Genomic DNA, 14037 nt, shown 5'->3' on the forward strand with positions numbered 1-14037 from the left:
CAATGTGTTTCTCTTGAGTCGGGGTGTAGCGCAGCCTGGTAGCGCACCTGCATGGGGTGCAGGGGGTCGGAAGTTCGAATCTTCTCACCCCGACCACAAGAACAAAAGCAGCACACACTCATTAAAGCCACCAAAACTTGGTGGCTTTTTTGTTGCCTGTAATTATGTACTGCCTGTCATTGGTCATTCACCATCGGATACAAAAACGAAAGCCACCCGAAGTCGGGTGGCTCTTTTCATGGGCGTTCAGCCAATAGGCCGCGGCAAGATTATTGATTCAGTCCTGGCCATTTCCATCAAATATTTTCCGTATACTGGTCAGCCAATGTGGCTGGTATGTTCAGCCGGATCAGAGTGCGCTCTTGATCTTTTGCCAAACGGTTTTTTCTTTGTTTACCTTGCAGTATTCATCTACCTCCGGGCGAACTTTTTCGACATCGGCAATCACTTCAGCGGCGTTGACCTTGCCATTTTTGTGTTTGCTGATTTCGTAGCCAATAATGACCGGTTTGTCGGTTTCCTTGAGCACGAGATATTCGTTGCAGGTAATGGTGTATTTGCCACTCGGCTTGCTGCCAGAGGCATTATGTTTGCTTGCATTGCCAGATGTAGCGGCAAATGCAGAACTGCTCATCAATGCGGCCAGGATCATGATTTTCAGTTTTGCAGACATGCTTGATTCCTTAATGGAGTTGATTCCCGAAAAATGAAAGTGCTTCGGGTTTGGCCATCCTCCAGTGATACATTTCCCCGGTCAAGGCAAGCTGCTATGGATATTTCTTTTCTATCTTATGAGTTTTCCTGCTCGCGCCAAGATTAATCAGTGGGTATGGTAATAAGACATCCATATATTTGAATTTATTGCCATTATTTGTATGGAATCAGCAGCGTGATGTGCGTGGTTTGATGGCGTGCCTGCTGCTTTGGCTGCTACGGGATACGGAGGTGACATCAGCAGCAAGCGCAGTGGATGGATTATCCACCCAAAACCGGGCCGGCCTTGATGACGGCCTGAGTACGGCTGCTGACTTCCAGCTTGCGCAAGATCGCCGATACATGTGCCTTGACGGTACTTTCCGCAATATTCAATTCAATCGCCACAATCTTGTTGGGTTTGCCGGCAATGATGGCATCCAGTACGCAGCGCTCTTGCTTCGTCAGGCTGGCAATGCGGCTGCGCATGGCTTGTTGTTCCACGGACAGGGGCAATGGAGTGGGGCTGTTGGTGTCGTGTCCGGCCAATTGTGCTGGCTGGTAGATTTCCCCGTCTTCGGCAATGCGTCGTACTGCATCCGCCATTTGCTGACGTGGTGTTGATTTGGGAATGAAACCGCACACGCCCAGTTGCAAGGCGGCAGCGACCACTTCGCTGCGTTCATCCGCCGACACGATCACCAGCGGCACCACCGGTGCGCTTTCCCGCAACAGGGCTATGCCTTGCAGCCCGTGCATGCCCGGCATGTTAAGGTCCAACAGTGCCAGCTCAAGCGTGTCATCATGAATGGCGGCCTGGACTTCTGCCAGTGATGTGCACTCGATCAACTGCACCGAACGGCCAAATGCATCCAGCACAACATCTTTCAATGCTTCGCGAAACAGTGGATGATCATCGGCGATCAGAATACTCATTTCCATCACGACCCCAACTTGTGAGTAAAGCTGCCTGATTCGGCCAGCGAACAAGACTATAGCCTGAAATGCACAATGCTGGCAGCATGGCCTTGGCGACGGGAGCGTATTGCATTCTGTTGAGCTGCGACCTCTTGCCCTTGCCAGCCAGTGGATGCCGGCTGGAGCGGCGGGTGAGGCTGGCACGCCAGAATGTATGGCCGGTATGGCTGTGCAAGCACTGTCTGCCATACAGCCTGCCAGTGTTGGTGATGGCTGACCATGCAACAAAAGTAGAAGTCAGCGCAGACTGGCTGACACAGAACAGGGTTGCCCAGCCATCTGTGCAGCCCGGTGGAGACAAGATGAAGCAGTCTTCGGTACTGCTGGGTAGCACCCAGCAGCAAGAGCCGGCGCAAGCCGCGGCAGAATTGTTCGAGCAGCTGCATCAGCCATCGCTGGCCCTGGTGCTGTTGTTCATCTCCCCAGCCTACGACCTTTCCTTGCTGGCCCCTGCCTTGCAGCAGCATTTCGGCGCTGCCCTGGTGGTCGGCTGTACCACGGCTGGCGAGATCGGTTGCCATGGCTATCAGCAGGGCAGTATCAGCGGAGTCAGTTTTGCCGAGCCCGACTTCTTTGCCGTTGCAGCCAGACTGGAGCAGCTGCATGACTTCGAACTGGCGGATGCCTTTGAAGCGGTGATGACGGCCCGGCATGAGCTGGCGCGCAAGAGCGGTTCTGCGATTGATCGCAACAGCTTTGCCCTGATGCTGATAGATGGCCTCGCGGCATGTGAGGAGCGGGTCGCCAGCCGGCTTTCTTCTGCGCTGGGGCATATCCCGCTCTTGGGTGGGTCGGCCGGTGACAATATGCGCTTCGAAAATACCGCAATATTGCTGGATGGTCGTTTCCACACCCAGGCAGCTGCCTTTGTCATGGTCGCCAGTCGGCATCCGTTCGAAATGTTCAAGTCCGAGCACGCTGCGCGCAGCGGTGAGCGCATGGTGATCACCGAGGCTGATGCCGATAGCCGGCTGGTTACCGAGATCAATGCGGAGCCGGCAGCAGTAGAGTACTGTCGCACCCTGGGCCTGGACCCCGAGCAACTGGATGCCAATACCTTTGCCGCACATCCACTGGTGCTGCAAGTGGGTGGCGTGCCGTATGTGCGCTCCATCCAGCGGGTGAACCCGGATTTGTCCTTGTCCTTCTTTTGCAGTGTGGATGAGGGCGTGGTGCTGTCGGGCACGCAGCGCAGGACCTGGTGGCCAGCCTGGACCAGACCTTTGCCCGGGTACGCAGCCAGTTGGGACCATTGCAGGTGGTGCTGGGATGTGACTGCGTATTGCGCCGCATCATGATCAGCAATACCGCTGCACAAAGCCGGCTCTCCAGCCTGCTGGTGCAGAACCGGGTCGTGGGCTTCAATACCTATGGCGAGCAGTTCAATGCCATGCATGTCAACCAGACCTTCACCGGCATCGCCATCGGCTATGCCGGACATCAGGGCGCGCTGCATCAGGGGTAATCATGGAACCGGCTGTCGATCTCTCCCGGGCAGATTCAGCCACGCTGCTGCAATACGTCGAGCAGCTGGAAAAGGACAATGCCAAACTGCGCAAGATCAATAACGCATTGATTTACCGCGTGGAAAGCGGCATGGCCGACAATGGCAATTCCTTTACCATTTTCCAGGTGTCTGCCGAGCTGGAAAAGCGCATCCAGGAGCGTACTCACGCGCTGGAACGCGCCATCAACGACCTGAAGACCAGCAATATCGCACTGGAAGAGGCGCGGCTGGCGGCAGAGCAGGCCAATAACCGTCTGGGCGTGGCGGTGGACACCATTGCCGACGGTTTTGCCCAGTGGGACCAGCACGACCGCCTGGTACGCTTCAACCAGCGTATTGTCGAATTGCTGCCGGTACTGCGCGGGCATGTCCGCACCGGCATGCACTTTGCCGAATATCTGGATCATCTGGCCGAATCCGGCGCCGTGCTGGATGCCATGGGCCAGGCCGATGCATGGCGCGCATTGCGCCGCAACCAACACCACGACTGCAACGGCAGCTATCTGGAGCCATTGAGCGATGGCCGCTGTCTGCGCATCAGTGAACGGGCGACGGCCGATGGTGGCCGGGTAGCCATTTATACCGACATCAGCGAAATCAAGCGCCAGGAACAACTGCTGCGTCAGCAAGACCAGGCAGCACACCGCCAATTGCTGGCCGCCACCGTCAACAGTCTGCGGCAGGGGATTGCCGTATTCGACCAGCATTCACAGTTGCTGGCCTGGAATCATCGTTTTTGCGAACTGGCGGGTTTGCACCCGGCCACGCTGTCCATTGGCCATGCCTTGCCGGAAGATGCCGAAATTCCGCTGCTTTGTCCGATCAGTGGCAGTTACGAGGTAGAGACTTGCCACGGACTGGTGCTGGAGATCGAATCCTGCCCGATGCCCAATGCCGGCTTCGTGATTACCTGCAGCGATGTCACCGCGCGCAAGCATGACGAGCGGGCGCTGCGTGAAAGCGAATCCAAGCTCAGGCTGATTACCGACGCCTTGCCGGCATTGATTTCCTATGTCGACAAAGACCAGGTTTACCGCTTTACCAACAAGGGCTATGAGGACTGGTTTGGCAAACCGGTCAACGAGATCAACGGCCATACCCTGCGTGAAGTGCTGGGGCCTGACTTGTACGACCCGCGCCGCCATTTTGTCGAGCAGGCACTGGCTGGTGTTTCCTCCGTCTTTGAACTCAAGATGCCTGCACCCAAGCGTTCGGTCGAATATGCCCAGGCGGCATTCATACCGCACATTGGCGAAGACGGCGCGGTGCATGGTTTTTACGCGCTGATCCAGGACATCACCCAAACCCGTCGGGCTGAACAGGTGCTGCAGCAAGCCAAGGAAGAGCTGGAACAAAGCGTGATGGCACGCACTGTTGAATTACGTGATGCCAATACCCAGTTGCGCGCCGCCATCGTGGCAGCGGAAGAGGCCAATCTCAGTAAAACGCGGTTCTTTGCCGCTGCCAGTCACGACCTGCTACAGCCGCTGAATGCTGCGCGCCTGTTTGTTGCCAGCCTGGCCGAGCGCGAAGGCAGTGCCGACAGCATGCGGCTGGCGCAACATGCCGCCAGTTCGCTGGAAGCCGTGGACGACCTGATCAACACCCTGCTGGAACTGTCCCGCATTGATGCCGGGGCCTTGCAAATCACCCCCAGTCACTTTCATCTGGACCAGTTGCTGCGTCAGCTGAGCATCGAGTTCAGCCCGCTGGTGGCAGAGCGAGGCCTGAAACTGCGTTGCCATCCCTTGTCGGTGGTGGTGCATAGCGACTGGGTGCTGCTGGGACGCATCCTGCGCAACTTCCTCAGCAATGCCCTGCGCTATAGCGAGCAAGGCAGTTTGCTGCTGGGGGCCCGTCGGGTGCGCGACGGCGTGCTGGTGGGCGTGTGGGATCAGGGACAGGGTATTCCGGCCGGCAAATTGTCGCTGGTGTTCGAGGAGTTCCAGCGGCTGGCCGAACACAGTGGCATGTGCAGCAAGGGCCTGGGCCTGGGGCTGGCCATCGTCAAGCGCCTGGCCACCCGCCTGCAGCACCGGCTGGTGGTGCAGTCACACTATGGGCGCGGCTCATTCTTCGGCATTGTCCTGCCTTATGGTCAGGCCGAGGCTGCCAGCCTGTTTCCGCGCCAGCAAGAGCGTGTCACTTCGCCGGGTCCATCCGAACTGCAGGGCCTGTCGGTGCTGCTGATTGATAACGAACCGGCCATTCTGGCCGGCATGAGTACCTTGCTGTCCGGCTGGGGTTGTCTGCCGCTGCTGGCGGCCAACACCGCGCAGGCCGTGTCCTTGCTGGACCAGCTCAGCCGTCCACCCGACGTGATTCTGGCGGACTATCACCTGGACAGCGAAGAACGCGGCCCGCAAGCCATACTGGCCTTGTACGCAGCCCTGGGGCAGCGCATACCTGCGGCCATCATCACCGCGGACAGAACGCCGGAAGTTGCTGCCGAGATTGCAGCAGAAAGCTGGGCCATCCTGACCAAACCGGTACGTCCGGCACGACTGCGCGCACTGATCGGTCATCTGGGGCGGCTGGCGCAGTCCGGTGCGGACTGACCTGTCTGCCGGGGCGGAGCCCCGGTTTCTAAGACCAAAGTCGAATAGAGAAGGGCGAGACAATTTCGCACAATGACCTGGCTGCCGGTAGACACGCCGGCACTCCGATTCTAATAGCCAGGAGGCAACGTCATGTATCAGCAAGCACTCGCCGCAATCAGCAAGAAAGTTCCGCTGAAATCCCGCTACGAAAACTTCATCGGTGGCCGCTGGGTGGCCCCGGTACAAGGCCAGTACTTCACCAACATCAGTCCGATCGACGGCAAGCCGCTGTGTGACATTGCCCGTTCCTCTGCTGCCGATATCGAACTGGCGCTGGACGCCGCACATGCCGCTGCCGACCGCTGGGGCCGCACTGCACCGGCCGTGCGTGCCAATGTGCTGCTGAAAATTGCCGACCGCCTGGAAGAATACCTGCCGTTCCTGGCGCTGGTGGAAACCCTGGACAACGGCAAGCCCATCCGCGAAACCAATGCTGCCGACCTGCCGCTGGCAGTCGACCACTTCCGCTATTTCGCCTCCTGCCTGCGTGCGCAGGAGGGCTCGCTGTCCGAGCTGGACGACGACACTGTGGCCTACCATTTCCATGAACCGCTGGGCGTGGTGGGGCAGATCATCCCGTGGAACTTCCCCTTGCTGATGGCCGCGTGGAAACTGGCTCCGGCACTGGCTGCAGGTAACTGCATCGTGCTCAAGCCGGCCGAACAAACCCCGATGGCCATTCTGGTGCTGATGGAAGTGATTGCCGACCTGCTGCCGGACGGCGTGCTCAATGTTGTGAACGGCTTTGGTGTGGAAGCTGGCAAACCGCTGGCCACCAACCCGCGTATCGCCAAAGTAGCCTTTACCGGCGAAACCGGCACCGGCCGCCTGATCATGCAGTACGCTGCCGAAAACATCATTCCGGTGACGCTGGAGCTGGGTGGCAAGTCGCCCAATATCTTCTTCGAAGACATCATGCGCGAAGACGATGACTTCTTCGACAAGGCACTGGAAGGCTTCGCCATGTTTGCCCTGAACCAGGGTGAAGTATGTACCTGCCCGTCGCGTGTGCTGGTGCAGGAATCCATCTACGATGCCTTCATGGAACGCGCCGTGGCCCGCGTCAAGGCCATCAAGCAGGGCAATCCGCTGGACATGTCCACCATGATCGGTGCGCAGGCTTCGCGTGAGCAGCTGGACAAGATCCTGTCCTACATCGACATCGGTCGTGCCGAAGGTGCCCAGGTGCTGACTGGTGGTGGTCAGGCCCATCTGGGTGGTGCGCTGTCCGAGGGCTTCTATGTGCAGCCGACCATCCTGGCCGGCCACAACAAGATGCGTGTATTCCAGGAAGAAATCTTTGGACCGGTTGTTGCCGTGACTTCCTTCAAGGACAAGGAAGAAGCCCTGCACATTGCCAATGACAGCGCCTTTGGCCTGGGAGCCGGTGTCTGGACCCGTGACGGTAACACCGCCTACCGTATGGGCCGCGAGATCAAGGCCGGTCGTGTCTGGACCAACTGCTACCACCTCTACCCGGCACACGCTGCCTTTGGTGGTTACAAGAAGTCCGGTATCGGTCGCGAAACCCACAAGATGATGCTCGATCACTACCAGCAAACCAAGAACCTGCTGGTGAGCTACAGCCCGAAAGCCCTGGGCTTCTTCTAAGCGGCGGGTTTCCTCCGCCAGGGGCCGACGGTGTGGTGCGCTGTGCTGCACCGTCGGTTTGCAAACTGTCCATCTCACGGTCATCACCTGTAACTGGTGGTGCGTGTGCAAGCAGCGGTCCTCCTTGGGGGTGGCGCGAGCCGCTCTCGCTTTGGCGCCGCCGGTTTTTCACAAAGGGGTGACATGATTTCCCGCGTCAACATGACAGAGCGTGCTGCGGAACTATTGTCGGTGTTGTGCCAACGCCATGGTTCCTTGCTGTTCCATCAGTCTGGTGGGTGTTGTGATGGCAGTGCGCCACTGTGTTTTACCCAGCAGGAATTCCGTGTTGGCGATCATGACATCCTGCTGGGCGAAATCGGCGGCTGCCCTTTTTACATCAGCGAATTCCTGTACGGTTATTGGCAGAACTGCCAACTCACCATCGATGCCCTGCCCGGACGCAGCAGCAGCTTTTCGCTGGAAGGAAGTGAAGGCATGCGCTTTGTCACCCTGTCGCGATTGTTCAGCGACGAAGAACTGGCGGAACTCGCCCAGCAATAAAGTCAGCCAGGCGGCTTGGCAGACTCAGGCTGGTCCAGTCATCCACTGCAAACATGCAGACAAAACAAAACCCCCGGTCGGGGGTTTTTGCATTTCTGCTCAGGAAAAATCCTTTGCCGGTCTTGTCTGCCATTAAAATGACCGCAGTTTCAGGAGGCGTCCAGATAGTCGTAGCCGGCCCAGTCCAGTGCGTAACCGTTTCCATGGCGCTTGAGGTTGACGGGCTTGAGCAGGCCGTGCTGCTGCATATAGCGCAGATGTTCCTGGATGATGCTCTCGTTGACCTCATTCCCCATCTCGCGGCGCATGGCAGTCATGATCTGCTGTTCATCCAGATACTGAACCTGACGTGTGCGCAGGATGCGCAATATACGGAAAATCAATAATTCGTTGCGAGGCATTGGTGTATATCATGTTGCAGCGATCTTTCATTTATCTGACATTTTTATTGCCTTCGTCAAGAAAGATGACAGATATGTTTCATACAGGAGTATTCAATGGCAACACAACGACCCGATTCCCCATGCATTGCACGCTGTACAACTGCGGTTGGTGACAATGTTTGTCGAGGATGTGGCCGTAGCTTTGCCGAAATTTCCAACTGGTGCTTCATGGATGGCACCGAGCGCGAGCAAGTATGGCAAACCCTGCCACAGCGCATGCCCTTGCTGGAAATTGCCGAGCGTCTGGGCGTGCTGCTGGACTTGCAAGTGCAGGATGGTCAGGAGTGGGGCGTATTGCGACTGGATGGCCGTATCCTGATGCTGCGGATGAGTGCGGGGCAACTACAGTTGCGTCTGCCGGACGGGCGAGGTTTGCCTCTTGGTCTGGAGCAAGGGCTGGACGGGGTATTGGCGCAACTTTCCCAATATGTTGCATTAGCAAATTAGCATTAAAAGGAAGACTGACGGATGGCTCAGGATAGTTCACTGCCCGCATTTTGGGATCAGCGCTACGAGCAAGGCGTAACGCCATGGGAGGGTGCTGCTGGCGATGAGCAGATGCGGCAGTTTTTTGCCGGGCTGGAACCTGACAGCAAGGTACTGCTGCCTGGCTGTGGCAGTGCGGCCGACGTCCCCTGGCTATTGTCGGCAGGCATGCAGGTGGATGCGATTGATTTCAGCCACGAGGCGGTCAAGCGTGCGCGTCAGGCTTTGCTGGGCAGTACCGCGCGGTTGTGGCAGGCCGATTTCTTTGCCCTGCAAGCCGATGCACACTATGACGCCATTTTCGAGCGTGCTTTCTTGTGTGCCTTGCCGCCCAGGCTGTGGGAGAGCTATACCCATAAGGTCAGCCAACTGTTGCGACCCGGCGGTTTTCTGGCAGGGGTGTTTTTTCTGGCAGACAAGCCCAAAGGCCCACCCTACGGAACCAGTCTGGCGGATTTGCACCAGCGGCTGGATCCATCCTTCAGCTTGCTGACTTGCCAGCCCGTGGCTGCGGCTATACCTGTTTTCGCCGGGCAAGAGTACTGGATGGTGTGGCAACGGCTGGCAAACTGAGTTTGCTTGCTGCCAAATTGATCAATTTTTGTGTTGATAGTTTTCAATTGTTTTGGTGCGAATGGTAATGCTTCTTGATTGCTATCAGGTTTATCCTAAATTTGATTGGTTAATTCACTAAATTCGGGTAAAAATGTAGCGCCCGCTTTAAACATATAACAAGCAATAGCAGCAGGTTGTAAGGAGAGAGCATGGAGTGGTTCTGGCGCGTCTATACCCTGATCGAGAAAACATTTTTCTTTACCCTGACCCGGAAGCTGTGCAGTTTCTTTTTTCTGAGTCTGTTCCAGCTGATCATGGTGGTTTACGTCTATCTGGTGCTGACTGGCATTCGCAGCCAGCTAGCCGGTTCTGGTATCAATGCGGCCAATCTGGCGCAGATACAGTCCAGTATTGATGGCGCCATTTTCTGGTCATCGGCACTGTGGCTGGCCGGCTTCGTCTTCATCAGTTTCATGGTCTGGTATTTGCGCTATCTGATTGTGCGTCCGCTCAAGATGATTATCGGCATTTTCAATGAGATAGGTGCCGGTGAGGGCGATTTGTCACGGGATATTCCCACCGTCACGCATGACGAAATCCGCGAAGTTTCGATTTCCTATAACCGCTTCCAGCTGAAAATGCGCGAAATCATCAGCAATGTGCGCCTGATGACAGTACGCATTGCCATGGATTCGGCACGTACCCGCAAGAATGTCAGCGAATCACTGGGCAGCGCAGTACGCCAGGACGAGTTTGCCACCCGGGTGCGCGATGCCAGTGACCAGACCACTTCCGGCATCAATCAGGTTACCGGGCAGACGCAATCCATTTCAGCCTCCACCTTGTCCAATCTGGATGTGGCTCGCGAGTCGTATGACGAACTGAAAACCGTGGCGGACCGCATTTACGACATCAGTCAGAAGGTGGGACATTTCAACCAGACGGTTGAAGACCTGAGTCAGCGCTCGGCCAGTATCAAAACCATTGTTGACCTGATCAAGGATATTTCCGATCAAACCAATCTGCTGGCGCTGAATGCTGCCATCGAAGCTGCGCGTGCAGGTGAAACCGGCCGTGGTTTTGCCGTGGTTGCCGATGAAGTGCGCAAACTCGCGGAAAAGGTGAAGAACGCCACCGATGAGATTTCCAGCAATATTGATGGCATGCTGGGCCTGGTTTCCGATACCCAGGTTGAAACCAATGAAATCACCACGGACACACACAAGGCACGCGAGGTGGTATCACGTGCCTCGCAACATTTCGGCCGCATGATGGGTGATTTTGAAACCACGGCCAGCAGCCTGACCCAGATTGCCGGCACCATGGAAGATTTTGCCGAAACCAACCGGCAGGTGAATCGCCATGTATCAGAGATTCATGGCCTGGGCCAGTTGGTGACAGAGCGACTGAATCATACTGAGCATGTGGCAGACGAACTGTCCGGTGTGGCAGAGCAAGTGCAGGAAATGGTGTCGCGCTTCATCATCGGCGAAGGCGAGTTTGACCGCATGATCAGCCTCGCGCGCAAGCAGCGTGATGTGCTGCAGGACATTCTGCAGCAACAGCTGAAGTCTGGTGTCGATGTCTTCGACAAGCGCTACCAGCAGATTCCCGGCAGCAAGCCGCCCAAATACCATACTGCTTACGACGAAAAGCTGGCAGGCCTGGTGCAACCGCATTACGACGCCCTGGTACGGGATGTTGTTGGCGGACGCTTCTGCTTGCTGGTGGATGGCAATGGTTATGCCCCGACGCATAACAGCTGGTATAGCCAGGCGGTGACGGGTGATGAAGAGAAAGACCTGGTCAACAGTCGTGACAAGCGCATTTTCTCCGACCCGGCAGGGCTGAAGTCGGCGCACAACACCCAGCCCTTCCTGCTGCACACCTATATGCGTGATACCGGGGAAATCCTGTCCGAACTGACCTTGCCGGTTTATCTGGATGGGCGTCACTGGGGCGCATTGCGGCTGGGGTTTGATCCCAGCAGCTTGCTGGAGGCGGCTGGTTTGAAGAGCAAGAACAAGCGCTGAATCAGCGTGCAGCAAAAAACAAAAGAGGCCTCTTGAGGCCTCTTTTCACTTGTTTGCCGATGCGTGGCATCAATCCAGCTGTGATGTGCAGCAGGGGCAGCGGGTGGCCTTCAGGGGCACGCTGGACAGGCAGTAGCGGCATTCCTTGGTGGCGGGTGCGGCCGGTGCTTCTGCCGGTGCTTCGCGTTTGAGCCTGTTGATGGCCTTGACCAGCATGAAGATGGCAAAGGCGACAATGGTAAAGCTGACCAGAGAGTTGATGAACAAGCCGATATTCATGGTGACGGCACCAGCCTGTTTGGCGGCGGCGACCGAGGCATAAGGTCCGGCCTGTTTGACGCCTTCCTTGAGAACCAGGAACAGATTGGCAAAATCGACATTCCCGACCAGAAGACCGATAGGCGGCATGATTACGTCATCAACCAGCGATTTGACGATGGAACCAAAAGCACCACCAATCACCACACCGACGGCCAGATCGATCACATTACCTTTAACGGCAAATTCCTTGAATTCCTTCAGAATGGACATGGCTGATCCTTTAGTTTTTGTTTAATACAGTGTTAACCAAACGCTATTTTAGCATGAATATGCCGATATGTTGTGTGGCATATTCTTGCACCATCATGAGCGGATCTGTCAAAGCACAAAGAAAATACAGGAATCATGGCGGAATAAAAACAAAAAGCCCGCTTTATAAAAAGCGGGCTTTTGCTTGAATAGGGTGGCTCCCCGAGCAGGGCTCGAACCTGCGACCTGCGGATTAACAGTCCGTCGCTCTACCGACTGAGCTATCAGGGAACATCAAGAGAGTGCGAACTATACCGATGAGAGCCAGGCCTGTCAACGGTTTGGCCGTCGAATATTACACATTCCATGCGGCTTGTTGCTTGCTGTTGGCTAAGTATATGAAGGCAAAAGAATATCCTGCTGACCAGTGATGTTGCCAAGCATGAGGCTGGCAGAACAGGGCTGGAAAAAGTAGAATTCCTGACTAATTTGGTGTGCTAATTACAGGTGTCGCAAGATGAACAAGTCGTGGCAAGTTTGGGTAGATGATAATCGCGGGTGTGTTGGCCAGGATGGCCTGCTGCAATTTCCGGATTTGTTCGGGCAGGTTGCTGCGGTCCGCTCAGGCAATGCACTGGCAGTACTGGATGGTTTTGCCCTGATCCGTCTGGAAGGCGAAGATGCCGAATCCTTCCTGCAAGGACAATTGTCCGGTGATATTCGTGAGGTAGGCGCAGAGGCACGCTTCACCACCTATTCCACGGCCAAAGGACGCATGCTGGCCAGTTTCCTGGCCTGGCAGCTGCAAGGCAGCTATTACCTGATGGTTTCTGCGGATATTTGCCAAGCCATTGCCAAACGTCTGACCATGTTTGTCATGCGCTCCAAGGTCAAGGTTACCGTGCTCAATGGCGCTGATACCTGTTTGCTCGGTGTACGCGGTGCGCAATTGGAGGCCGTCATTGCGCAGTATTATGCGAAACCGGCAGCCGGACCACTTGCCGTGCAGGAACATAATGCCGATGTAGCCATTGCATTGCCAGGTGGTGGTTTCATTCTCAATTTGACGGCTGATTCGCCATTGGCAGCACAGCTTGTAGCCGAAAAAGCAACAGCAGTATCGTCACAAGCCTGGGGTATCCGCGATATTGATGCAGGCATTGCCTGGGTGACACTGGCAACACAGGAACAATTTGTCCCGCAAATGGCGAATATGGATTTGATTGGTGCTGTCAGCTTCAAGAAGGGTTGTTATCCGGGGCAGGAAATCGTTGCGCGTACCCAATATCTGGGCAAAGTAAAACGGCGTTTATTCAAGGCAAGCCTGGCAGTTAGCGCGCGAGCCGGCGACAAGCTATTCAGTCCGGAACTGCCGGAACAATCAATTGGTATGGTTGCCGCAGTTTGTCCGGTGAATGAAGTGCAGCAAGAAGCGCTGGTGGTAGTGCAGACAGTTTGCTGGGAGAAGGGGATTTATCTGGAAGCCGAATACCAGCATCGCCTGGAATGTCTGACACTGCCTTATCCTATTCAGGATGAATAAATACTTGCTTTGTTTACAGAAATTTAGCACTTCTGCCTTGACGTTTCTGTCTGCTTTTGGCTAAATTGAAATTGTTGTGGTCAAACTGAATAATAAGGGCGGAAAATGGACATTAGCACTCTGAGTTTTACCGAGCTGGTTGCTTTGAAAAGCGACGTTGAAAATGAAATCAAGCGTCGCGAATCGGAAGAAAAAACCAAAGCCAAAAAGCAGATCATCGAACTGGCCAAGGCTTATGGCCTGAGCGTTGAAGAAGTGCTGGGCAAAGTAGGTGGTGCCGTGCGCAAGCCGGTTGAAGCCAAGTACCGTCACCCGGAAAATGCTGAACTGACCTGGACTGGTCGCGGTCGCAAGCCGGTATGGGTACAGGAGCTGCTGACTGCTGGCAAAACGCTTGAAGATCTGGCCATCTGATGTAACATGGCCTGCCAAGTGCCTGTTCCAAAGCGCCTGCATGGGCGCTTTTTGTTTTTGCATGCAAGTTCTTCTTGCCCAATCGGCTCCGTGTATAAATACTGATAACAATCTACACCGC

14 protein-coding genes and 2 tRNA genes are annotated in these 14037 nt (G+C 55.8%); 11 read left to right on the top strand and 5 right to left on the bottom strand.

What is annotated here, in order from left to right; genetic code table 11:
- The first annotated feature begins 19 nt into the window (after nucleotides 1-19).
- Nucleotides 20-96 (top strand) — tRNA-Pro (locus AWT75_RS07220).
- Nucleotides 97-349: 253 nt separating this feature from the next.
- Here the strand turns inward: AWT75_RS07220 and AWT75_RS07225 are convergent.
- On the bottom strand, nucleotides 350-673 hold the full coding sequence (locus AWT75_RS07225; RefSeq protein ID WP_045845167.1) for an HdeA/HdeB family chaperone: 324 nt from the start codon (nucleotides 671-673) through the stop codon (nucleotides 350-352).
- A gap of 302 nt (nucleotides 674-975) precedes the next feature.
- Nucleotides 976-1629, bottom strand: coding sequence for a response regulator (locus AWT75_RS07230; protein ID WP_239689501.1), 654 nt, complete (start codon nucleotides 1627-1629; stop codon nucleotides 976-978).
- Between the two features lie 344 nt (nucleotides 1630-1973).
- On the opposite strand from AWT75_RS07230, the gene AWT75_RS07235 reads away from it, so the two are divergent.
- From AWT75_RS07235 to AWT75_RS07250, 5 genes are all read left to right on the top strand, one after another.
- Nucleotides 1974-2969 carry an FIST signal transduction protein gene (locus AWT75_RS07235; RefSeq protein ID WP_239689502.1) on the top strand — a complete coding sequence of 332 codons (996 nt, stop codon included), beginning with the start codon at nucleotides 1974-1976 and terminating at the stop codon, nucleotides 2967-2969.
- A complete protein-coding gene (locus tag AWT75_RS23680; protein WP_338021291.1) occupies nucleotides 2873-3136 on the top strand; it encodes an FIST C-terminal domain-containing protein in 264 nt (87 codons plus the stop codon). The genes AWT75_RS07235 and AWT75_RS23680 overlap by 97 nt, the downstream gene beginning before the upstream one ends.
- 2 nt (nucleotides 3137-3138) lie before the next feature.
- Complete coding sequence (locus AWT75_RS07240) at nucleotides 3139-5736, top strand: hybrid sensor histidine kinase/response regulator (RefSeq protein ID WP_062788500.1); 2598 nt, start codon at nucleotides 3139-3141, stop codon at nucleotides 5734-5736.
- 132 nt (nucleotides 5737-5868) lie between these two features.
- Nucleotides 5869-7389 (top strand): aldehyde dehydrogenase, encoded by a 1521-nt coding sequence (gene adh / locus AWT75_RS07245; RefSeq protein WP_062788502.1) that lies wholly within the window; start codon nucleotides 5869-5871, stop codon nucleotides 7387-7389.
- A gap of 183 nt (nucleotides 7390-7572) precedes the next feature.
- Nucleotides 7573-7932: a DUF779 domain-containing protein gene (locus AWT75_RS07250; RefSeq protein WP_045845163.1), complete on the top strand. Its 360-nt coding sequence runs from the start codon at nucleotides 7573-7575 to the stop codon at nucleotides 7930-7932.
- Nucleotides 7933-8081: 149 nt separating this feature from the next.
- On the opposite strand, the gene AWT75_RS07255 is transcribed toward AWT75_RS07250, so the two are convergent.
- Nucleotides 8082-8333 carry a hypothetical protein gene (locus AWT75_RS07255; RefSeq protein ID WP_045845162.1) on the bottom strand — a complete coding sequence of 84 codons (252 nt, stop codon included), beginning with the start codon at nucleotides 8331-8333 and terminating at the stop codon, nucleotides 8082-8084.
- A gap of 96 nt (nucleotides 8334-8429) precedes the next feature.
- Here AWT75_RS07255 and AWT75_RS07260 point away from each other — a divergent pair, with 96 nt between their 5' ends.
- The 3 genes from AWT75_RS07260 (at nucleotide 8430) to AWT75_RS07270 (ending at nucleotide 11449) form a co-directional block, all read left to right on the top strand.
- Nucleotides 8430-8822, top strand: a complete 393-nt coding sequence (locus tag AWT75_RS07260; protein WP_082695993.1) for a DUF1289 domain-containing protein — start codon at nucleotides 8430-8432, stop codon at nucleotides 8820-8822.
- A gap of 21 nt (nucleotides 8823-8843) precedes the next feature.
- Nucleotides 8844-9434 (top strand): methyltransferase domain-containing protein, encoded by a 591-nt coding sequence (locus tag AWT75_RS07265; RefSeq protein WP_062788506.1) that lies wholly within the window; start codon nucleotides 8844-8846, stop codon nucleotides 9432-9434.
- Between the two features lie 191 nt (nucleotides 9435-9625).
- Entirely contained in the window at nucleotides 9626-11449 is a 1824-nt protein-coding gene (locus tag AWT75_RS07270; RefSeq protein ID WP_045845159.1) for a methyl-accepting chemotaxis protein, read from the top strand.
- 69 nt (nucleotides 11450-11518) lie between these two features.
- On the opposite strand, the gene mscL is transcribed toward AWT75_RS07270, so the two are convergent.
- Both mscL and AWT75_RS07280 read right to left on the bottom strand, forming a co-directional pair.
- Nucleotides 11519-11980 (bottom strand): large conductance mechanosensitive channel protein MscL, encoded by a 462-nt coding sequence (mscL, locus tag AWT75_RS07275; protein WP_045845158.1) that lies wholly within the window; start codon nucleotides 11978-11980, stop codon nucleotides 11519-11521.
- Nucleotides 11981-12174: 194 nt separating this feature from the next.
- A tRNA-Asn gene (locus AWT75_RS07280) sits at nucleotides 12175-12250 on the bottom strand.
- Nucleotides 12251-12476: 226 nt separating this feature from the next.
- On the opposite strand from AWT75_RS07280, the gene ygfZ reads away from it, so the two are divergent.
- A complete protein-coding gene (ygfZ, locus tag AWT75_RS07285; protein WP_062788508.1) occupies nucleotides 12477-13502 on the top strand; it encodes a CAF17-like 4Fe-4S cluster assembly/insertion protein YgfZ in 1026 nt (341 codons plus the stop codon).
- Between the two features lie 105 nt (nucleotides 13503-13607).
- Complete coding sequence (locus AWT75_RS07290) at nucleotides 13608-13916, top strand: H-NS histone family protein (protein ID WP_045845156.1); 309 nt, start codon at nucleotides 13608-13610, stop codon at nucleotides 13914-13916.
- The last annotated feature ends 121 nt before the right edge of the window (nucleotides 13917-14037 follow it).

Source organism: Aquitalea pelogenes, assembly GCF_001515305.1.
In the GTDB taxonomy this organism is placed as follows: Bacteria; Pseudomonadota; Gammaproteobacteria; order Burkholderiales; family Chromobacteriaceae; genus Aquitalea; species Aquitalea pelogenes.

Bases quoted from the DNA above. Each gene is read 5' to 3' on its own strand.
- AWT75_RS07225 (WP_045845167.1), bottom strand. From the start codon at position 673: ATGTCTGCAAAACTGAAAATCATGATCCTGGCCGCATTGATGAGCAGT.
- AWT75_RS07230 (WP_239689501.1), bottom strand. From the start codon at position 1,629: ATGAGTATTCTGATCGCCGATGATCATCCACTGTTTCGCGAAGCATTG.
- AWT75_RS07235 (WP_239689502.1), top strand. From the start codon at position 1,974: ATGAAGCAGTCTTCGGTACTGCTGGGTAGCACCCAGCAGCAAGAGCCG.
- AWT75_RS07240 (WP_062788500.1), top strand. From the start codon at position 3,139: ATGGAACCGGCTGTCGATCTCTCCCGGGCAGATTCAGCCACGCTGCTG.
- adh (WP_062788502.1), top strand. From the start codon at position 5,869: ATGTATCAGCAAGCACTCGCCGCAATCAGCAAGAAAGTTCCGCTGAAA.
- AWT75_RS07250 (WP_045845163.1), top strand. From the start codon at position 7,573: ATGATTTCCCGCGTCAACATGACAGAGCGTGCTGCGGAACTATTGTCG.
- AWT75_RS07255 (WP_045845162.1), bottom strand. From the start codon at position 8,333: ATGCCTCGCAACGAATTATTGATTTTCCGTATATTGCGCATCCTGCGC.
- AWT75_RS07260 (WP_082695993.1), top strand. From the start codon at position 8,430: ATGGCAACACAACGACCCGATTCCCCATGCATTGCACGCTGTACAACT.
- AWT75_RS07265 (WP_062788506.1), top strand. From the start codon at position 8,844: ATGGCTCAGGATAGTTCACTGCCCGCATTTTGGGATCAGCGCTACGAG.
- AWT75_RS07270 (WP_045845159.1), top strand. From the start codon at position 9,626: ATGGAGTGGTTCTGGCGCGTCTATACCCTGATCGAGAAAACATTTTTC.
- mscL (WP_045845158.1), bottom strand. From the start codon at position 11,980: ATGTCCATTCTGAAGGAATTCAAGGAATTTGCCGTTAAAGGTAATGTG.
- ygfZ (WP_062788508.1), top strand. From the start codon at position 12,477: ATGAACAAGTCGTGGCAAGTTTGGGTAGATGATAATCGCGGGTGTGTT.
- AWT75_RS07290 (WP_045845156.1), top strand. From the start codon at position 13,608: ATGGACATTAGCACTCTGAGTTTTACCGAGCTGGTTGCTTTGAAAAGC.